Below are 19,201 nucleotides of genomic sequence, written 5' to 3' on the forward strand. Positions count from 1 at the left end.
ATCGATCTCGCCGCCGACGCGGACCTGTTCCTGTGCGAGGCGTCGTGGACCCACGCCCCGTCGGAACGTCCGCCGGACCTGCACATGTCCGGTATCGAGGCGGGGGAGGCCGCGACCAAGGCCAACGTGCGTGCGCTCGCGATCACCCACGTCGCGCCGTGGACCGATTCGGCGGAGATCCTCGCCGAGGCACGCAGCACGTTCTCGGGGCCGGTCGATCTCGTACGTCAGGGACAGGTCATCGATCTCGCCTAGCGGGCCGGGGTCGAGCGGGTCACATGCCGTCCGACCACGGTCGTTACAGTTGGAGCCGTGACCACACGAGCTGACGGCCGAGCCGACGACGAACTGCGTCCCATCTCCTTCACCCGTGGCTTCACCAGCCACCCCGCGGGATCGGTGCTGGTGGAGTTCGGACAGACCCGCGTGATGTGCACCGCGAGTGTCACCGAGGGCGTCCCGCCGTGGCGTCGTGGTTCGGGCCTGGGCTGGCTCACCGCCGAGTACTCGATGCTCCCTGCCGCGACGCACGAGCGGAACAAGCGCGAATCGGTCAAGGGCAAGATCGGTGGCCGAACCCACGAGATCAGCCGGCTCGTCGGCCGGTCGCTGCGCGCCTGCATCGACCTCGCCGCCCTGGGGGAGAACACCATCGCGCTCGACTGCGACGTCCTGCAGGCCGACGGCGGCACCCGCACCGCCGCGATCACCGGCGCCTACGTGGCGCTCGCCGACGCGGTGACCTACCTGCGTGCCGCCGGCAAACTGGCCGACCCGCAACCGCTTTCGTGCGCGATCGCCGCGGTGAGCGTGGGCGTCGTCGACGGCCGGGTGCGTCTCGACCTTCCGTACGAAGAGGACTCGCGGGCTGAGGTCGACATGAACGTCGTCGCCACCGACGCCGGCACCCTCGTCGAGGTGCAGGGCACCGGCGAGGGCGCGACCTTCGCACGGTCGACCCTCGACGCGCTCCTCGACGTCGCTGCGATCGGTACCCAGAAGCTGTTCGAGGCGCAGCGCGCCGTGCTCGCCGAGCCGTACCCGGGTCAGCTGCCGGGCAACGCCTGATGTCGAAGGTCCTGCTCGCGAGCCGCAATCGCAAGAAGCTCGCCGAGCTGCAGCGTGTCGTCGACGCCGCCGGGATCACCGGCCTGGAGATCCTCGGCCTCGACGCCGTGCCCGAGTACCCGGAGGAGCCCGAGGACGGCGCGACCTTCGAGGAGAACGCGCTGATCAAGGCGCGCTCGGGTGCACGCGCCACCGGATTGCCCTGTCTCGCGGATGATTCCGGGATCTCGGTGGACGCACTGAACGGGATGCCCGGGGTGCTGTCGGCGCGCTGGTCGGGTGCTCACGGCGACGATCCGGCCAACAACACGCTGTTGCTGGCGCAGCTGTCGGACACCCCCGACGAACGACGCGGCGCGGCATTCGTGTCGGCGTGCGCGTTGGTGCTGCCGGACGGGACCGAGACGGTCGTGCGCGGGGAGTGGCGCGGACGGGTGCTGCGCGCCGAGCGCGGACCGAACGGCTTCGGCTACGACCCGCTGTTCGCGCCCGACGACGAGCTCGCGGCCGGCCGGTCGTCGGCCGAACTCACGCCGGAGGAGAAGGATTCGCTGAGCCACCGCGGCAAGGCGCTGGCGCAACTGGTGCCGGCGCTGCGGGAGCTCGCCGCTAGAGGTTGAACTGCGCCTTCACTTCCTGGGTGCGCTTGTGCTCGAACCAGAAGGACAGGAACGGAATGGTGCCGGCGATCGCGGTGATGATCGTCTTGCCCGCGGGCCAGCGCACCTTGATCGCCAGGTCGACCGCCATGATCAGGTAGACGAAGTAGACCCAGCCGTGGACGATCGGCACGAAGTCGAGCGCCTTGTTGTCGAATCCGTACGCCAGGATCAGCTCGGCGACGAGCAGTAGCAGCCAGATACCGGTGATCCAGGCCAGGACGCGGTACCTCAACAGGGCCCCGCGGACCTTCTCCACCGGTGCGGTGGGAGCAGAAGCGGTGGATGCGGTCTCGGTCACTGCGGGCCTTTCGATGACGGGGCGTCGGGGGTGTCTGCCGATCTGAGCTCGGCCAGGTAGCGGTTGTATTCGATGAGCGCCGCGTCCTTGACCGGGTCGTGATCGTTGATCAACGACGCCGCGCTCGGCGTCGTCGGGCGCTCGGGGAGGATGCCCTCGGGGATCTCGGCCGCGGCGCGGGCGTCCGCGGCGGCCTTGCGTGCCTCCTCCGGGTCGCTCTCGAGGACGACGAAGCGTCGGTAGGCGTAGATGACCGCGACCGCGAAGGCCGGCCACTGCAGCGCGTAGCCGAGGTTCTGGCCGCTGCCGGAGGCCGACTCGAAGCGCGACCACTGCCACCAGGCGAGGACCAGGCACGCCACCGCGGCGACCACGGTCAGCACCACGAGCGCCGGCCGATGTGTGCGACGGGGGGACGAGGACATACCTTTCAAGGTACCTGGCCTGCGATGATCAAAACGCGGCCGGTAGGGTGGTCGCGGTTACAGTGCGGAGCCCGGTTCCACGTCGGGAACGCACCGAGCGCGAGTGGCGGAATTGGCAGACGCGCTGGATTTAGGTTCCAGTGTCTACGGACGTGGGGGTTCAAGTCCCCCCTCGCGCACCGGATCTCGTGGAAATTGTGCGCAAGTGGCGCACAACTTGTTCTACGAAACGCTCAGGAGCTCGACGGCATCGTCGTCGGCGAAGACTATGTCGTGATCGTCGGTCGAGATCGCCCAGCGCCGCAAGCGGGCGATGTGATCCTCGTCAATCCGTGCCTCGACGGTCTGGTCGCCGGGAGCGAGGTCGGCGAAGTCGTCGACGATCTCCCCCTCACGCGTGGTGCCGTCCTCGAGAGTGACACGAACCCGCGACGACACGTGCAGACCTTCGAGGTCCGCGGCGTCGGCGAGTTCTCCGTGGGTGTCGGCCTCTATGGGCTTGTCGAGAGTTTCCTCGTCAAGCGGGGCTTCTTCGACCGGGGCCGCATCGTCGACGGCGGCGGTTTCCTCGACCGCAACGTCTTCGGCAGCGACATCCTCGGCGGAGTCTTCTACAGCGGGCTCCTCGGCGGAGTCCTCTGTGGCGACGACCTCGTCGGGGGAGATCTCGACGGTGGCGTCCTCGTCCTCCAGGGCGTCGACCTCGACCGTCGCGTCCTCGTCGGCGGCCTGCAGATCGGCATCTACGGCGTCGTTCTCCGTGTCCACCGCGTCGATCTCGCGATCGGCGCTGCTCTCCGGTGCGCTCATGGCGTTGCCGTCCTTCCGGTCAGGGAGTGTGATCTCCGGGCGGCCGGACGCACCCAAGTGGCACGTTTGACCCGGTCGTAGGGGTGATCATACTGAACCGGAGGGTTGTCATCCCGAATGGGACCGAATCGTTGCCACCCCGGGATTGTCGTTCCGAAATCGTTAGGTGTCGGCGCCTCGGCTCCGGAAACGCCGACGACCCGCGAGCCACCACCGGCGAACCTCGCTTCGACCTGCAGACTTCGGCCGACGTCTGCAGGTCGAAGCGAGGTTCGCCAGTCACCGGGCACGTCGGCTCGGTGTCGGGGACGCGTGCAACGATGCCGGGGTGAGACGTCGGGCGGTGCTGCCGGGAATCGGAGTGGTCGTTCTGCTTGCCGTGCTCGGTGCACTCGGTCTGCTCCAATCGGAATCGGCTCCGGAGACAGCGCCCGCCCCGGGTGCGGCTTCGGTTCCGTCGCTTCCGTTCTCGACACCGTCGTCGACGCCGGCGCCGGTGAACCGGGCCCACGCCGATCTGGACTCGCTGGCGGTGAAGGGTCGGGCGCCGAAGACGGGATACTCGCGGGCGGAGTTCGGCTCGGCCTGGGACGACGCGGTCGATGTGCAGTTCGGCCGCAACGGGTGTCGGACCCGGGAGGACGTCCTGCGCCGTGACCTCGTCGACGTCACCCTGCACGCCGACGGGTGTCGCGTGCTGTCGGGGACGCTCGTCGACGCCTACTCCGGCACGACCCTGCCGTTCACCCGCGGCCAGGACACGTCGGCGCTCGTTCAGATCGACCACGTCGTCGCGCTGTCGGACGCCTGGCAGAAGGGCGCGGCGCAGTGGGATGCGCGTCGCCGTCTCGAGTTCGCCAACGACCCGCGGAATCTGCAGGCGGTCGACGGAACGGTGAACCAGCGCAAGGGCGCCGGCGATGCGGCCACCTGGCTGCCTCCGAACAAGGCGTATCGATGCACCTACGTCAGCCGCCAGATCGAGGTCAAGAAGGCCTACGGTCTCTGGGTCACTGCGGCGGAACGGGACGCGATGTCCCGAGTGCTGTCCGACTGCTGACGCGAGGGACGGAGCGATCCCGGCCAGTCACGGTGAGTAGCCTCAGGTGCGTGACGGCGCCACCTTCCTCCCTTCATCCGCTGACCGACTATTCCGTCGTCGACGCCCTGGGTGCCGACCTCCGCGCCGCGGCCTACACGACCGACGGTGTCACCGAACTCCTCGGTGACGAGGTCCACGCCGCCCTGCTACGCGGCGTGTGGTGGCCCGCGTCGGCCGCGACTGCGGAGGAACAGCGCGACGGCGACGAGGGCGAGTCGCGACTCGCCACCCTCATCAGGCTCTTCCTGCTCGGGTCGGACGAACCCGAAAACCTCGTCGCGCAGGCGTTTCCGACAGCCGGCGTCGACGCACTCGTCGCCCAGGGAGTACTCACCCGGATCGACGAGGGAGCGATCCGCGCGAGCCTCGACATCCGCCCGCACGCCGACGAAACCCACGACTTCCTCGTCGTCGCCGACCAGGACGCCGCCATGCGATCGGGTCCCGTCGCCCGCGACCACGTACTCGGAATCGGTGGGGCCTCGATGTCTCTCGCACGCGCGATCATTCGTGAACCAGCACGACGCGCCCTCGACATCGGCACGGGGTGCGGCATCCAGGCGCTGCACCTGAACTCGCACTGCGACGAGATCGTCGCCACCGACACCAACGAGCGGGCACTGGCGCTGGCCCGGGCGACCGCGCGCCTGAACGGGATGTCGTGGGATCTGCGGGCGGGCAGCATGTTCGAGCCCGTGACGGGGGAGCGCTTCGACCTCATCGTGTCCAACCCGCCGTTCGTCGTCGGGACCGGCAGCCAGGACTACATCTATCGTGACTCGGGTGTCGTCGGAGATGCGCTGTGCGAGCAGCTCATCCGCGAGTTGCCTGCTCACCTGAACCCGGGCGGCACCGCCCAGATCCTGGCCAACTGGATCATCACCGACGGTGCGGACTGGCGTGACCGGGTGGGCGGCTGGCTGGACGGGACGGGTCTCGACGCCTGGGTCGTCCAGCGGGAGGCGGCTGATCCGATCAGCTATGTGTCGCTGTGGCTCTCCGATGCCGGCGAGGACGAGGCTGCCGCTGCCCGGCGCGGGGAGCAGTGGCTGGAGTGGTTCGACGACAACGACATCGTCGCGATCGGCATGGGCTCCATCACCGTTCGCGCGCCGGAGGCGGGGGAGGACCGGGAGCCCGACGTCGTCATCGAAGAGATCACCGGAGCGGGCGAAGAGGTCACCGGTCCCGAGGCGCAGGCCTTCCTGGCCCGCCGCCGGTACCTACGCGAGACCTCCGACGCGGAGCTGCTGGACAAGCGGCTCTCGGTCGCGCCGGTGATGCTCGAAGAACATTCGCTACCCGGCGAGGACGGCTGGCAACAGGTCGGTGCCGCCGTGCGCCGCCCCGGAGGTCCGGGCGCGGTCCTCGGCGTCGACGAGGTGTCCCGCGCATTACTCGCCGGATGTCGCGGACAGGTTCCCCTGCAGACCTTGATCGAGTTGCTCGCCGACTTTCACGGCGTCGACGCCGAGGCGTTGGCCACCGCCGCACTGCCGGTGGTCCGGGAGGCCATCGGACGCGGAATCCTCTACGAGGCGGACTGAGGACCGGCGGTCACATCCGTGCGTACCGGGTGAGCCAGTAGCAATACACGCCGTAGCCGGCGATACCTATCGCGGCCAGGATCATCAGCACCTGCCCCGCGGGGAGGGCGGCCAGGGACTTGACCGTGCCGTCGATCCCGCTCGCCTTCGACGGGTCCGAGGTGGCCACCGCGACGAGAACCAGGATGCCGGTGCCGACGAGCACGAGGCCCTTGCCGCAGTAACCGACCACCCCGGCGATGGTCGCCGCGCGGTCGTGGGTCTTGAGGTCGTCGAGGAAGTTCCGGCTCGCACCCTTGTACACGTGGTAGACACCGACGCCGATGATGATCAGGCCGGCGACCACCACGACGAACTTGCCGGCACCGGATTCCATCAGACGAGCGGTGAGTCCGGTATTCTGCTGGCCACTCGACTGGCCGCTGCCCATCGCGAATCGCACTGCCGTCCAGGCGAATCCGGCGTAGACGACGGCCAGCGACAATGCCTTACCGCGGTCGAGCCAGTCCTCTGCGCCGTCGTTGTCCCGGCCGGGTTCGGTGGCGTGCGGGCCGACGATGGCCTCGGCGACTCGCCACAGGGCGAGTGCCACGAAGGCGACGGCCGCGATCCAGAGCACGATGCGGCCCCCGGTGTTCCCGGCGAAGATGCCCAGGGCCCCGGACTGGTCGGCGTTTCCGCCCTCGCCGAAGGCGAGCCGAACGACGATGTACGCGATGAGCAGGTGGACGAGTCCGCTGACGGCGTGCCCGGCGCGTGCCCCGCGCTGGAACCACGGACTGTCGGTGGCGCGATCGACCGCGCCGGTTACCTGGTTGCCTGACATCCTCGCCGCCTCCCGTCGGCGGTGAGCGCCGACGTTTCGAACGATACGCGCGCTCAGTCGCCGTCCGGGAACGTTGCGTCGAGAGCCCGGGAGATGTCGGCGATCAGGTCATCGGCGTCCTCCAGGCCGACGGAGAAACGGAGATGGCCCCACTGCCGGAACGGTTCCGGATATGCCGCCACCCGCGGGCCGTCGGGTCCGACGTGGACGATCAGCGACTCGTCGTGGCCGAGCGACACCGCCGACGTGATCACCTGCAGCGCCCCGACGAAACGGTTCTGGGTCGCCGAGTCCCCGCGCACGGCGAACGCCATCATCGCGCCGAACCCGCGTCCGCCGAACTGGTGAACCGCCAAGTCGTGCTCGGGATGGGAGGCGAGGCCGGGGTAGCGCACGAAGGCGACACGCGGATCCCCGTCGAGGAAGGTGGCGACGCGTTCGGCGGTGCGCTGGTGCTGGGCGAGCCGCAGCGGCAGGGTGATGGCACCACGGGCGATCAGCCACGCGTTGAACGGTGAGATCACGCCGCCGACGTCGACCATCGCCTGCTCCTTGATGCGGCCGATCAGGTCGGAGCGGCCGAGCACCGCGCCGCCCATCGCGTCACCGTGACCGTTGATGTACTTGGTCAGCGAATGCACGACGAGGTCGGCGCCGTCGCCGAGTGGCCGGTACAGCGGCGGCGGGGTGAAGGTCGAGTCGACGAGCAGCAGGGCGTCGGCGGTGTGGGCGATGTCGGCCAGCGCCGCGATGTCCCCGACCTTGGTCGTCGGATTCGCGATCGTCTCGACGGCCACGAGTCGCGTGTCGGGACGCAGCGCCGCGCGGACGTTCTCGGGGTCGGTGATGTCGACGAAGGTCGCCTCGATTCCGTACTTCTTCGGCAACAGCTCCGCCCACAGCTTCCACGTCGCCTCGTAGGTGGTGTCCGAGACGACGACGTGGTCGCCGGTGGAGAGGAAGGTGAAGAAGACCGCGTGCAGCGCGGCGACACCGGAGGCCAGGACGACCGCGTCCTCGGCCTCCTCGAGCGCGGCGAGCTTGTCCTGCAGGGCAACCTGGTTGGCGCCGGTGTTGCGGGTGTAGAAGAGCTGCTCGGTACCCGACCAGCTGATCTGTTCCGGCTCGGGCGGCAGGTGATACGAGTTCGCCATCGTGATGGGCGTGCGCACCGACGGACCCGACGAGTCGTTCCCGGCGTGCACGCTGCGTGTCATCTCCCCGGGCTGCACTTCTCCGGTCATGCGCGGGCTCCTATCGGTTGCGGCTGCTCGCCGGTCGGCACACCGGGTTCGACGTCGACGTCGAGAGCGGACCCGTCGCCGAACCCCGGCGCGGTGTTGTCGCGGCCTGGCAGGACACCTCGGGCGACCCGTCCAGGGACCTTGTGCAGCTTGTCGATGTGCGTGAAGTACCGGAACTCCGCCCACACCCAGCAGATGCCGAAAACCAGCAGCGCGACGGCCTGCATCGTGAGCGTGTCCCACGGCCGGTGCGCGATGTGAATCGGGACGATGACCAGCGCGATCGCCTGGATGACGTAGGAGTCGAGGCTTCGGGTGCCGGTCATGACCAGCGGGCGCAGCCAGTCGTGATGCCACCAGCGCAGCAACAAGCGGAACATCCCGTAGAGGGCGGGGATCACCAGGTAGGCGCCGATGGCACGCGCGGGCCGGAAGTCCAGCTTGTCGGCGAAGGCGGGTTCGAGGTGCGCCCACGGGCCGGCGGCGATGCCGTAGTGGAAGAACAGTGCGACCGTCACCGCCACGGCGACGATGACGACGAGCCAGCGGTCGACGAACTCGGGGACACTCCATCGCGACCAGTTCCAGCCGATGACCACCGACGGGATGAACATGATCTGCCATCCCGCGACGTTCTGGATGTGCGGGGCCGCCTGGTAGGCGCTGAGGTAGAACCAGTCGGGCGACCAGACCAGCGAAACCGCGTACAACGTCAGCGACGCGGCGAGGATCCACGCCCACCAGCCGCGCTGCAGAAGCGGGAACAGGGCGAACGCGGACATCATCAGCACCATGTAGAGGAGCAGGATGTTCCCGCCGCTCGGCAGGTACTGCATCGTGACCGACAGCCAGATCCCGTCGGCCCAGCCGTCGACCGGGAGCAGGAGCGTCAGCCAGCGGTGGCCCTCGAGCGCGGCCGCGACGGCGACGAGCGCGATCGTCAGCTGACAGACGTAGAGGACCGCGATGCGCTTGGCCAGGCGGACGTAGGCGTACCGCAGCCCGTGACGGGTGACCCAGCGCTGGTACACGAGGCCCAGCACGATGCCCGAGAGCATGACGAACGCCGACATCCCGTCCACGTACGGAAAGGCGTGTGTGGGCGAGGCCAACGGGGAATCGGTGGCGAAGTGTGCGGTGACCATGCTCCAGATCGCCACTCCTCGCGTGGCGTCGATGGCGAGATCTCGGTTTCCCGACACTCGGTTCCCAGACCCTGTGTGTGAAGACATTGATCTGAAGATAGAACTCACCGCGACCCGGAGTCATCCCGGGCCGCGGTGAGTCGTGACCTGAATCGCCTCGAGGCGGCGCTTCTATGTGTAGAGGTCGGCGATCGCCTGCTTGTGCGCGTCGTGGATGACGTTGCGCTTGAGCTTCAGCGTCGGCGTCAGCTCACCGGTCTCGATCGAGAAGTCGGTGTCGAGGATGGTGAACTTCTTGATCGCCTCGGCGTTGGAGACCTTCGAGTTGGCCTCCTTGACCGCCGCGTCGATCTCGGCCTTGAGATCCTCGTTCTCGATCAGCTCCGAGAGCGGGGTGTCGGCGGGCAGGTTGTGACGCTCCAGCCAGCCCGGCACGGCCTCGGGGTCGATGGTGATCAGCGCGGCGATGAACGGCTTGTTGTCGCCGACCACCAGGCACTGGCTGACCATCGGATGGGCGCGGATCGAGTCCTCGAGCTGAGCGGGGGAGACGTTCTTGCCGCCCGCGGTCACGATCAGTTCCTTCTTGCGGCCGGTGATGAAGAGGTAGCCGTCGTCGAGGGTGCCGATGTCACCGGTGTGGAACCAGCCGTCGCGGATCGCATCCGCGGTCGCGGCCTCGTTGCGCCAGTAGCCGCTGAAGACCACGGGTCCCTTGAGCAGGATCTCGCCGTCGTCGGCGATCGCGACGGTCACACCGGGAACGGGGCGTCCGACCGAACCGACCTTCTGGTTCTCCTCGTTGTTGGCGGTGACCGCCGCGGTGGTCTCCGACAGGCCGTAACCCTCGTAGACGGGGATGCCGACACCGCGGAAGAAGTGGCCGAGCCGGGCGCCGAGCGGGGCTCCGCCGGAGATCGCACCCTCACACTGCCCGCCGAGGGCGGCGCGGAGCTTGCCGTAGACCAGCTTGTCGAACAGCGCGTGGCGGAGCTTCAGACCGAGGCCGACCTTGCCGCTCTCCATGGCCTTGCTGTACTCGATGGCGGTATCGGTGGCCTTCTCGAAGATCGAGCCCTTGCCGCCGTCGTAGGCCTTCTGCTTGGCCGAGTTGTAGACCTTCTCGAACACGCGCGGCACCGACAGCACGTAGTGCGGCTTGAACACCGCGAAGTCGTTGACGAGGTTCGTGATGTCGTTGGTGTGACCCAGGATGACCCCGTTCTCCACGCTGGCCACCGCGATGATGCGCGCCAAGACGTGCGCGAGCGGCAGGAACAGGAGGGTGGTCTTGCCCTCGGCCAGGCCGGCGCCGACCGCATCGCGGGTGGCGGCACACTCGGCCATGAAGTTGGCGTGGGTGAGCAGGACACCCTTCGGGCGGCCGGTGGTTCCCGAGGTGTAGATCAGGGTCGCGGCATCGGTGGACAGCGAGTTCGCATGGCGGCGATCGAGCTCGTCGTCGGCGACGGTCGCGCCGCGCTTGGTCAGCGTCGGGAATGCGTGGTCATCGATGACCAGGGTCTCCTTGAGCGTCGGCGTCTCGTCGATCACCCGGATGTGCTTGGTGTAGTGCTCGTGGTTCTCGACGATGAGGAGCTTGGCCGCCGAATCCTCGAGGATCCACTGCACCTGGTCGGGGGCCGAGGTCTCGTAGATGGCGACGGTGCATGCCCCTGCACGCCAGATGGCGTAGTCGAGGACGGTCCACTCGTACCGCGTCGACGCCAGGATCGCCACGCGGTCCCCGGGCTCCACGCCCGAGGCGATGAGTCCCTTGGCCACCGCGTCGACCTCGTCCGCGAAGTGCTTCGCCGTGACGTTGATCCACTGATTGTGGGAGCGCTTGCGGAAAAGAGGCATCGTGGGTCGCTCGGTCCGATACTTGAGGATCGAGTCGACGAGGTTCGCCTTGTCGTCGATCGTGAGATCGGACGGGGTGGCGTACTGCTGCTGCATGGCACTCCTGAGACGGACTTGCTGATCTGGACATATCCGGCGCCGACTACCCGGTGACCGGGGACGACGCCATTTGAGTGGCACTGACAGTACCAGTATTCGTGTGATGCATCACACGCGCTCATCGTAGTGCTGTATTACCAGTTCAGCTGCCAGTTGTGACGCGGTCATGGCACGATGCCTACTTTCCGGGGTCGGGCGATTACAGTTGAGTGCGATGAATGAGACCCGCGCATGAGTACTTCCGAACAAGGCGAGCACGGCGCGCCGGCTGACACCCCTGCACAAGACATCCCCGGCGATTCTTTCGACGACCTGGAGATCGAGTCACGAGTCCGTGCCGCGATCACCGACGTCGGCTACGAAACCCCCTCGCCGATCCAGGCCGCCACGATCCCGCCGCTGATGGCCGGCCGCGACGTCGTCGGCCTCGCGCAGACCGGTACCGGCAAGACCGCGGCCTTCGCGATCCCGATCCTCTCCAGGCTCGACACCTCTGCGCGCACACCGCAGGCGCTGATCCTCGCACCGACGCGTGAGCTCGCCCTGCAGGTGTCGGAGGCCTTCGGCCGCTACTCCGCGCACATGCCCGAGGTCAAGGTCCTGCCGATCTACGGCGGACAGTCCTACGGTGTGCAGCTCGCGGGTCTGCGCCGCGGTGCTCAGGTGATCGTGGGTACGCCCGGTCGAGTGATCGACCACCTCGACAAGAAGACCCTCGACATCTCCGGACTCGAGTTCCTCGTGCTCGACGAGGCCGACGAGATGCTCACGATGGGCTTCGCCGAGGACGTCGAACGCATCCTCGCCGAGACTCCGGACACCAAGCAGGTCGCGCTGTTCTCCGCGACCATGCCCAGCTCGATCCGCCGGCTCGCCCAGCGCTACCTGAAGTCACCGCAAGAGATCACGGTCAAGTCCAAGACGGCGACCGCGCAGAACATCACACAGCGCTATCTGCAGGTGTCCCACCAGCGCAAACTCGACGCGCTGACCCGATTCCTCGAGGTCGAGGAATTCGACGCGATGATCGTGTTCGTCCGTACCAAGCAGGCGACCGAGGAACTCGCGGAGAAGCTCCGTTCACGCGGACTCTCCGCGGTCGCCATCAACGGTGACCTCGCGCAGGCACAGCGTGAGCGGACCATCAACCAGCTCAAGAACGGCTCGATCGACATCCTCGTGGCAACCGACGTGGCCGCCCGCGGCCTCGACGTCGACCGCATCTCGCATGTCGTCAACTACGACATCCCGCACGACACCGAGTCGTACGTGCACCGGATCGGACGCACCGGCCGCGCCGGCCGTTCGGGCAACGCGCTGCTGTTCGTCTCGCCGCGTGAGCGCCACCTGCTACGGGCGATCGAGCGGGCGACGCGCCAGGAGCTCACCGAGATCGGGCTGCCCAGCGTCGACGACGTGAACGCGCAGCGTGTCGCGAAGTTCGGCGAGTCGATCACCCAGAACCTGTCCTCGGACAACCTGGACCTGTTCCGCGGACTCATCGAGAACTACGCCCGCGACAACGATGTGGCCATGGCCGACATCGCCGCCGCGCTGGCCCTCGAGACGCGCGACGGCGGGTTCCTGCTGACCCCGGATCCGCCGGAGTCGGAGAAGCGGGCGAACCGTGAACAGCGGGAGCGCACCCCGCGTCGTCCCGGCGCGAGCTTCGCCACCTATCGCATCGCGGTCGGCCGCAAGCACAAGGTCTCCCCGGGAGCGATCGTCGGTGCGATCGCCAACGAGGGCGGTCTCACCCGCGCGGACTTCGGCAACATCAGCATCCGCGACGACTTCAGCCTCGTCGAGTTGCCCGACGATCTCGACAACGAGACGCTGTCCCAGCTCCGCCACACCAAGATCGGGAAGAACCCGATCGACATCCGCAAGGACATGGGTGCGCCGCGGGGTCGCGGGGGCAAGCGTGGCGGGCCGCAGGGTGGCCGCGACGGTCGTCGCGACAACTTCGGCGGCAAGCGGCCTTCGCCGCGGGTCGCCGGACGCGGTCGCCGGTCCTGATCGCCGTATCGACCTGAGTCGGTTTCGCTCGCCGTGCGTGCCGCAATGTGGTGACGGAACTTGTCAAACCGAGATCATTCCGTAACCTTGGAGACGGGGGTCTTCAAGGTGTCCATTTCGTGCGTGCGGGTATCCGCCGACCGAGGGGCACGAAAATTACGAGTGAGCACAGGATTGGTGAGTCACCAGTGTCCTTGGTGAGTGCGATTTCAGCAGCAGAAGCAATCGACCACAGCCGCGCCGGAAACGCGGTCATGGTGGATGCCCGCCCGCAGGTGGTGCGCCACCAGGGCAGCCTTCCGGGCGCCTACGTGGTCGAACCCAGTGAGCTACCGAACCTCCTGAGTCCCACCCCGACCGGCACCTTCCCCGTCATCCGCGACGCCGAGCAGCCCAGGAAGATCGCGCGCGACACCGAGATCGCCGTGGTGTCGGTGAGTTCGGAGGCACCGCGGATCGCCGAGCAGATCGCGGGCCTCGGCTACACCAACGTCCGCTACGTCGACGGTGGTTACCGAGCACTGCGTTCCTCCACCTGAGCGCATCACGTGAGCGCGACGCCGCTCACCGGCCGACGTGGTCTCCTTGACATACGGTGCGGCAGTTCCGCTTTCCTGACCAGCGGCTTGATAGCGTAGGAACGCCGGCGACGAGAGGAACCCATCGGATGCAGGATGACACTCGCGAGACACTGCGAGACCAGGTCACCCGGCTGATGGCGTTCCTGAGGGACGTCGTCCGCTCGCGCTCCGGTGATGTCCGGGACATCGACGAACACGCAGGCCACGTCTGGGTGGGCGCCTCGACGCCCATCTCGGTGCGGGCGTCGGCCGCGCCGGGGCAGGTCGTCGTCGAGATCGATCCCGCCGACACCGCACACGCCGATGTCGCCCGCCTCGTCGACGAGCTGACCGAGAGCCCCGAGACCCTCGAACTCGTCCTGGCCAACGCCCTCGTCACCGTCCACGACGACGCCGGCTCCGAACCTCTCGTCCGCGAGCATCTCCTCACACAGGCAGTGGTCGCCGACCGCGACGAGTCGGGCGCCATCCGCGTGTCCCTCGGCGCGGGCTCCGCGCCGACCATGCACGACACCCATCTGCTCGCCGCGGTCGACGGACTCGAACTCGCCGGCGCGATGAAGACCCGGACCCGACTCGCCGAGCAGCCGTCGGTCGTCGCCGGCAAGGTCACCGATCTCGTGGGCGAGTGGCTGGGGGAAATCGAGATCGACGCCGACCGCGCCACCCTCTCGCTCGACATGCGACCGGCGATCGTCCTGCGACGCCGCGGTGTCGAGAACTCGCTCGCCTTCTACGACGCGATCATCGACGACCTGCGCGACGAGGATGCGAGCGTGCCCGTCGGCCTGGCCCAGCTGGTCAAACCGATCGACGCCGAGGATCGGCTGGGCGCGCTCGACGCGCCGGCCGTGCTCTCACCCGAACGTCTCATCGCCGACGCGCTCTTCCCGCTGCCCTCGAACGTCGAGCAACGCGACGTGCTCGTGCGGCTGGGCCACGACAGCGGCGTCGTGGTCGAGGGGCCGCCCGGTACGGGCAAGACGCACACCATCGCGAACGTGACGTCCGCGCTGCTCGCCAAGGGGCAGCGCGTGCTGGTCGTCAGCGAGAAGGCGCATGCGCTCCACGTGCTGCGCGACATGCTCCCGCCCGCGCTGCGCGAACTCACGGTGTCCATCGCCGACATCTCCCAGGACCATGCCGAGACGATCGTGTCGGTGGTCGAGAACCTCGCCGCGCGCAAGGCCGCGTTCTCGGTGTCCGTCGCCGACGCCGAGATCGCCGACCTCGAGGCCCGCCGCGACCACGCCCTGACCCAGCGCGACCAGCTCATGCGCGAGCTGTGGGATCTGCGCGCCGGCGAGACCGAGGTCCACGAGTGGGTGGCGGGGGACTATCGGGGTACCCCGGCGGACATCGTGCGGCAGGTCAAGCGCGACGCCGAGCGCTTCGACTGGATGCCGCCGGGACTCGAGGGTGCGGTCCCGCCCCTGGATTCCTCGGAGTTCGCCCGGCTCGTCGAACTCCTCCAGGTGACCGGCGGCGACCGCGGCCGTCTCACCCAGCGGTTCCCCGAGCTCGCCGATCATCTGCCGGAGCCCGGCGACATGGACACGATCTGCGCGCGGATCGCCGCCCGACCAAAGGAAACCCACGGCGGCACGGGAGCGCTGCTCCCGTCTCTCGACGGCGTCGACAGCGAACGACTTCTCACCATCAAGGAGATCTGCGAACAGCTGGGCGTGGCCGCGGGCGAGGTGGCGTCCTTTCCGGCGCCGATGGTCGACATGGCCGATCGGCTGCTGGCCGGCAACGCGTCCCACCTGTGGTCCCGCGTGACGACCCTGTCCCCGGTGATCGCCGAGGCCGCCCGGCGCGACCGCGACCTGGGCGCCCACACGGTTCTCGTCGAGGGGGACCGCCCGGGCGATGCGGCGCTGTTCGACGCAGCCGCCGAACATCTGGCGGAGGGTGGCCAATGGCGCGGCCGGCTGCGCCGCTCCCCGCAGCAGCGCGCGGTCGAGGAGTCGCAAGTACGGGCGACCGTCGACGGTCGGGTCCCGACGGACGAGGTGTCGTTGCGAAGGGTGGCCGACCACCTGACGGTCGTCGACGCCGTCCACCAGGTCCATCGCATCCTGGCCGACCTCCACGTGCCGATCGATGCCTCCGGATCCCGGTCCGCACAGGTCGATCGGCTCGTCAGGCTGGACGCGCAGCTCGCGTGGATCTCGCGTCTGGTCACCGGGCGCGATCATCTCGTCCACGAACTCGAGGCGATCAGCCCCGGTGGCCCGCGCCCCCGCAGCGTCGCGGAGATCGCCGAGGTGGCCGGGCAGGCGGGTTCGATCGCCGCCGCCAACGACGCGGCCCTGGCCGAACGGGAACTGGCCGACTGCACCTACGGGCTGGCCGCCGAACTCGACAAGGGCCCGTCATCCGAAGGTGATGCACTACTCGCCGCGCTCGGCACCGCCGACGCCGCCGGGATCCGCACGGCCCGCCGAGCCTTCCTCAAGGCCCAGGAGCAGGCGAATGCGGAGAACGCGCTCGATCTCCTCGAACTGCGACTCAAGAGCCGCGCTCCGGAACTGGTCCGGACGATCTGGGCGACGCCGCGCGATCCGATCTGGTCCGAACGCGCGCGGGAGATGGCTGCCGCCTGGGCGTGGCGGTACGCCCACACGTGGGTGTCCGAACGCAGCGACGTGCATTCCGAAACCCGGATCTCGGCCGACCTCGATGCCATCGAGGTCGACGTCGCGCAGCTGACCACCCGTCTCGCCTCGGCGCGTGCCTGGCGGGAGTTGCTCGGGCGCACCACGACCGGCGAGATCCAGGCGCTGCAGTCCTACCGCGACCACATGATCAACCTCGGCAAGGGGTCGGGCAAGCACGCCAACCGGTTCCGGCGTGCCGCGCGTGAGGCGATGGCCGTGGCGCAGAACGCGATCCCGGCCTGGATCATGTCGATCAACCAGGTCGCCGAGACGCTCCCGCCGCGCCGGCACTCCTTCGATGTCGTCATCGTCGACGAGGCGTCACAGGCGGACATCACCAGTTCCTTCCTGCTGTGGCTCGCGCCCCGGATCATCGTCGTGGGCGACGACAAGCAGTGTGCGCCAGTGGGGCTGGCGGGTACCACGCTCGACGACGCCTTCGCCGAACTCGACGCCGCGCTCCCGGACCTACCGACCTACCTCCGCGACGGACTCACCCCGCGGTCGAGTCTGTTCTCGCTGCTCCGCAGCAGGTTCGGCAACGTCGTCGGGTTGCGCGAGCACTTCCGGTCGATGCCGGAGATCATCGAGTTCTCGTCGCGGCAGTTCTACGGCAAGGCGCCGCTGATCCCGGTGCGGCAGTACGGCTCCGACCGACTCGAGCCGTTGCGCACGGTTGCGGTCGACGGCGAGGCCACCGGCAGCGGGTCGGGCCTCGTGAACGACGGCGAGGTGGAGGCGATCCTCGGGGCGCTGCGCGACTGTCTGGCCGATCCGGCCTACGACGGCCGGGACTTCGGCGTGATCGCGCTGCAGGGCACCAAACAGGCGGAGGCCTTGGAACGGGCCCTACGCAACGGGCTCGATGCCGAGGCGTGGCGCACCCGTCGTATCCGGGTGGGCACCCCGCCGGACTTCCAGGGCGACGAGCGCCGCGTCATCTTCCTGTCCATGGTCGTCTCCGATCCGACGGCCATCTCGGCACTGACGCGCGCAGAATCGCAGCGACGGATCAACGTCGCGGCCACCCGCGCGATGGACCAGGTCTGGCTGTTCCATTCGATCGGACCAGAAGACTTGCGGCACAACGACCTCCGGTACTCGCTGCTGTCCTACTTCACCGCCAACGAGGGTCTCGCGATCAGTCCGATGCCGACCGACGTGCCCGACGACCTCCGCGTCGAGCCGTTCGACAACCTACTCGAACAGCGGGTGTTCAACCGTCTCGCGGCACTGGGCTACCACGTGACCCCGAAGGTCACCGTCAACAACCGGATCATCGACCTGGTGGTCCTCGGTGCCGACGCCCGGATGGCCGTCGAATGCGATCCCGACGCGTTCCCCGGGACCGGACGCCAGGCCCGCTCGGATCTCGAGCGCGAGCGTGAATTGCGGCGCTGCGGTTGGGAATTCGCCCGGGTCCGGGAGTCGGAGTTCGAACTCGACCCGGATCGGGTGATCGATGCGGTCGCCGCGGCCCTCGAGGCGCGTGGCTGCAAGCCCGGATCGCTCACGGCACGTCCGGCCGCAGAGGTCGCCCCGACGTGGACGCCGATCGACCTGACCGCCGGGGAGTGACGCGCGGGGGAGTGGCGAGTGGACCGTCAGCCCAGCGCGCGGAGCAGAGCCGGTAGGCCCTCGGCGGCCGACACCCGCAGGCTGTGCGTGGCGAAGTCGGTCACCGACGACTCGGCAGGGTTGAACTCGATCACCGGAATGCCCTCGCGGACAGCGCGTTCGGGGAGTGATGCGGCCGGGTACACGATTCCGCTGGTGCCGACGACGATGACCACCTCGCTCGCGCGGAACGCCTGATCGGCCCGCTGCCAGTCGTCGGTCGGCAGCGACTCCCCGAACCAGACGACGCCGGGGCGGACGTCGCCGCCGCACCTCGGACAGGTCGGCGGAGTGACCCGGGGCTCCACGTGCTCGGTGTCCGGATCGGTTGCCGACGGCCGCGCATCCGGACCGTCGTACGGGGTGTGGCACACCGAGCAGCGCGGCGCGAAGAGACTGCCGTGGAGGTGGCTGACCACGTCGCTTCCGGCACGCTCGTGCAGGTCGTCGACGTTCTGGGTGACGACCATGACGGTGCGCGAGGCGCCGAGCTCGGCCAGTGCTCGGTGTCCGGTGTTCGGTTCGGCGGCGAGCACCTCGCGGGCTCGCCACCGGTACCAGCCCCAGACCAGTGCGGGGTCGCGTTCCCATGCCTCCGGGGTGGCGAGTTCGGCGGGATCGAATGTCTCCCACAGTCCGGTCTGCACGTCGCGGAAGGTCGCGATCCCGCTCTCGGCCGACACGCCGGCCCCGCTGAAGACGGTGATCCAGTCCGCGTCTCGGACGAGGTCGATCACGGCCTCGGGGATGGTCGGCCCGGTCATCCCGCGGCCTCGAGGGAGGCGCGCACCAGGTCGGCGGTCTCGTCGGGGTCCGGATCGCGACGCACGACCAGACCCTTGGCGAAACTGAGCTTGTCGCCTGCGTGGCGGGGCACGACGTGCAGATGGGTGTGGAAGACGGTCTGGAACGCGGCGCGGCCGTCGTTGAGGGCGAGGTTGACCCCGTCCGCGGACATCGGCCCGGCCTTCAGCGCCGATCCGACGCGTTGTCCGGCGGCGAAGAGGGCCGCCCCGAGTGTCGGGTCGAGGTCGTCGAGCCCGGATGAGTGGACTCGGGGGACGAGCAAGGTGTGCCCGCGGGTGACCGGTCGGATGTCGAGGAAGCCGACGACGTCGTCGTCGGAATAGACGATCCGGCCCGGAGCCGTGCCCGCGATGATGGCGCAGAAGATGCAACTGCTCATGGGGCGACTCTAGGGCACGGGCGGAGCGCGTCCGGGCACCGTGCGA

The 19,201-nt window shown here is 68.6% G+C and carries 17 protein-coding genes and 1 tRNA gene; 9 read left to right on the plus strand and 9 right to left on the minus strand.

Annotated features, from left to right (window positions below):
- From GOALK_RS03075 to rdgB, 3 genes are all read left to right on the plus strand, one after another.
- Window positions 1-255 (plus strand): MBL fold metallo-hydrolase (locus tag GOALK_RS03075; protein WP_006357328.1); only part of this gene is annotated, 255 nt, incomplete at its 5' end.
- Window positions 256-312: 57 nt separating this feature from the next.
- Window positions 313-1,068, plus strand: a complete 756-nt coding sequence (gene rph, locus GOALK_RS03080) for a ribonuclease PH (RefSeq protein WP_006357329.1) — start codon at window positions 313-315, stop codon at window positions 1,066-1,068.
- On the plus strand, window positions 1,068-1,688 hold the full coding sequence (rdgB, locus tag GOALK_RS03085) for an RdgB/HAM1 family non-canonical purine NTP pyrophosphatase (RefSeq protein WP_006357330.1): 621 nt from the start codon (window positions 1,068-1,070) through the stop codon (window positions 1,686-1,688). Before rph ends, rdgB begins: the two co-directional genes overlap by 1 nt.
- On the opposite strand, the gene GOALK_RS03090 is transcribed toward rdgB, so the two are convergent.
- Together GOALK_RS03090 and GOALK_RS03095 are read right to left on the minus strand one after the other, a co-directional pair.
- Window positions 1,678-2,028 carry a DUF3817 domain-containing protein gene (locus GOALK_RS03090; protein WP_006357331.1) on the minus strand — a complete coding sequence of 117 codons (351 nt, stop codon included), beginning with the start codon at window positions 2,026-2,028 and terminating at the stop codon, window positions 1,678-1,680. The genes rdgB and GOALK_RS03090 overlap by 11 nt on opposite strands.
- The gene (locus tag GOALK_RS03095; protein WP_035750838.1) at window positions 2,025-2,453 is read right to left on the minus strand and encodes a glucitol operon activator; all 429 of its coding nucleotides are present in this window, start codon (window positions 2,451-2,453) and stop codon (window positions 2,025-2,027) included. The genes GOALK_RS03090 and GOALK_RS03095 overlap by 4 nt, the downstream gene beginning before the upstream one ends.
- Before the next feature lie 97 nt (window positions 2,454-2,550).
- Between GOALK_RS03095 and GOALK_RS03100 the strand changes: the two genes are divergently transcribed.
- Window positions 2,551-2,632, plus strand: a tRNA-Leu gene (locus GOALK_RS03100).
- A gap of 43 nt (window positions 2,633-2,675) precedes the next feature.
- Here GOALK_RS03100 and GOALK_RS23810 read toward each other — a convergent pair.
- Complete coding sequence (locus tag GOALK_RS23810; protein ID WP_035750928.1) at window positions 2,676-3,263, minus strand: hypothetical protein; 588 nt, start codon at window positions 3,261-3,263, stop codon at window positions 2,676-2,678.
- A 343-nt stretch (window positions 3,264-3,606) separates the two neighbouring features.
- Here GOALK_RS23810 and GOALK_RS03110 point away from each other — a divergent pair, with 343 nt between their 5' ends.
- The gene (locus tag GOALK_RS03110; RefSeq protein ID WP_006357334.1) at window positions 3,607-4,323 is read left to right on the plus strand and encodes an HNH endonuclease family protein; all 717 of its coding nucleotides are present in this window, start codon (window positions 3,607-3,609) and stop codon (window positions 4,321-4,323) included.
- 50 nt (window positions 4,324-4,373) lie between these two features.
- Window positions 4,374-5,912 carry a DUF7782 domain-containing protein gene (locus GOALK_RS03115; RefSeq protein ID WP_006357335.1) on the plus strand — a complete coding sequence of 513 codons (1,539 nt, stop codon included), beginning with the start codon at window positions 4,374-4,376 and terminating at the stop codon, window positions 5,910-5,912.
- Between the two features lie 10 nt (window positions 5,913-5,922).
- Here GOALK_RS03115 and GOALK_RS03120 read toward each other — a convergent pair whose 3' ends face one another.
- From GOALK_RS03120 to GOALK_RS03135, 4 genes are all read right to left on the minus strand, one after another.
- Window positions 5,923-6,738: a DUF1206 domain-containing protein gene (locus tag GOALK_RS03120; protein ID WP_006357336.1), complete on the minus strand. Its 816-nt coding sequence runs from the start codon at window positions 6,736-6,738 to the stop codon at window positions 5,923-5,925.
- A 53-nt stretch (window positions 6,739-6,791) separates the two neighbouring features.
- Window positions 6,792-7,982: a trans-sulfuration enzyme family protein gene (locus GOALK_RS03125; protein ID WP_006357337.1), complete on the minus strand. Its 1,191-nt coding sequence runs from the start codon at window positions 7,980-7,982 to the stop codon at window positions 6,792-6,794.
- Window positions 7,979-9,127 (minus strand): OpgC domain-containing protein, encoded by a 1,149-nt coding sequence (gene opgC, locus GOALK_RS03130; RefSeq protein WP_006357338.1) that lies wholly within the window; start codon window positions 9,125-9,127, stop codon window positions 7,979-7,981. The genes GOALK_RS03125 and opgC overlap by 4 nt, the downstream gene beginning before the upstream one ends.
- A gap of 171 nt (window positions 9,128-9,298) precedes the next feature.
- Entirely contained in the window at window positions 9,299-11,086 is a 1,788-nt protein-coding gene (locus tag GOALK_RS03135) for an AMP-dependent synthetase/ligase (protein ID WP_006357339.1), read from the minus strand.
- A gap of 234 nt (window positions 11,087-11,320) precedes the next feature.
- Here GOALK_RS03135 and GOALK_RS03140 point away from each other — a divergent pair, with 234 nt between their 5' ends.
- The 3 genes from GOALK_RS03140 to GOALK_RS03150 all read left to right on the plus strand — a co-directional run bounded on the left by GOALK_RS03140 (window position 11,321) and on the right by GOALK_RS03150 (window position 17,930).
- Window positions 11,321-13,108, plus strand: coding sequence for a DEAD/DEAH box helicase (locus tag GOALK_RS03140; RefSeq protein WP_006357340.1), 1,788 nt, complete (start codon window positions 11,321-11,323; stop codon window positions 13,106-13,108).
- Window positions 13,109-13,296: 188 nt separating this feature from the next.
- Window positions 13,297-13,647 carry a rhodanese-like domain-containing protein gene (locus GOALK_RS03145; protein ID WP_075863112.1) on the plus strand — a complete coding sequence of 117 codons (351 nt, stop codon included), beginning with the start codon at window positions 13,297-13,299 and terminating at the stop codon, window positions 13,645-13,647.
- A gap of 128 nt (window positions 13,648-13,775) precedes the next feature.
- On the plus strand, window positions 13,776-17,930 hold the full coding sequence (locus GOALK_RS03150; protein ID WP_006357342.1) for a PDDEXK-like endonuclease domain-containing protein: 4,155 nt from the start codon (window positions 13,776-13,778) through the stop codon (window positions 17,928-17,930).
- A gap of 26 nt (window positions 17,931-17,956) precedes the next feature.
- Here GOALK_RS03150 and GOALK_RS03155 read toward each other — a convergent pair whose 3' ends face one another.
- Both GOALK_RS03155 and GOALK_RS03160 read right to left on the minus strand, forming a co-directional pair.
- The gene (locus tag GOALK_RS03155; protein WP_006357343.1) at window positions 17,957-18,733 is read right to left on the minus strand and encodes an SIR2 family NAD-dependent protein deacylase; all 777 of its coding nucleotides are present in this window, start codon (window positions 18,731-18,733) and stop codon (window positions 17,957-17,959) included.
- Window positions 18,730-19,155, minus strand: a complete 426-nt coding sequence (locus tag GOALK_RS03160) for an HIT family protein (RefSeq protein WP_006357344.1) — start codon at window positions 19,153-19,155, stop codon at window positions 18,730-18,732. The genes GOALK_RS03155 and GOALK_RS03160 overlap by 4 nt, the downstream gene beginning before the upstream one ends.
- Between the last annotated feature and the right edge of the window lie 46 nt (window positions 19,156-19,201).

The sequence above is a fragment of the Gordonia alkanivorans NBRC 16433 genome, from assembly GCF_000225505.1.
Taxonomy (GTDB): Bacteria; Actinomycetota; Actinomycetes; order Mycobacteriales; family Mycobacteriaceae; genus Gordonia; species Gordonia alkanivorans.

Coding starts and splice junctions, on each gene's coding strand:
- rdgB (WP_006357330.1), top strand. CDS start 1,068: ATGTCGAAGGTCCTGCTCGCGAGCCGCAATCGCAAGAAGCTCGCCGAG.
- GOALK_RS03095 (WP_035750838.1), bottom strand. CDS start 2,453: ATGTCCTCGTCCCCCCGTCGCACACATCGGCCGGCGCTCGTGGTGCTG.
- GOALK_RS23810 (WP_035750928.1), bottom strand. CDS start 3,263: ATGAGCGCACCGGAGAGCAGCGCCGATCGCGAGATCGACGCGGTGGAC.
- GOALK_RS03120 (WP_006357336.1), bottom strand. CDS start 6,738: ATGTCAGGCAACCAGGTAACCGGCGCGGTCGATCGCGCCACCGACAGT.
- GOALK_RS03125 (WP_006357337.1), bottom strand. CDS start 7,982: ATGACCGGAGAAGTGCAGCCCGGGGAGATGACACGCAGCGTGCACGCC.
- opgC (WP_006357338.1), bottom strand. CDS start 9,127: ATGGTCACCGCACACTTCGCCACCGATTCCCCGTTGGCCTCGCCCACA.
- GOALK_RS03135 (WP_006357339.1), bottom strand. CDS start 11,086: ATGCAGCAGCAGTACGCCACCCCGTCCGATCTCACGATCGACGACAAG.
- GOALK_RS03140 (WP_006357340.1), top strand. CDS start 11,321: ATGAGTACTTCCGAACAAGGCGAGCACGGCGCGCCGGCTGACACCCCT.
- GOALK_RS03150 (WP_006357342.1), top strand. CDS start 13,776: ATGCAGGATGACACTCGCGAGACACTGCGAGACCAGGTCACCCGGCTG.
- GOALK_RS03155 (WP_006357343.1), bottom strand. CDS start 18,733: ATGACCGGGCCGACCATCCCCGAGGCCGTGATCGACCTCGTCCGAGAC.
- GOALK_RS03160 (WP_006357344.1), bottom strand. CDS start 19,155: ATGAGCAGTTGCATCTTCTGCGCCATCATCGCGGGCACGGCTCCGGGC.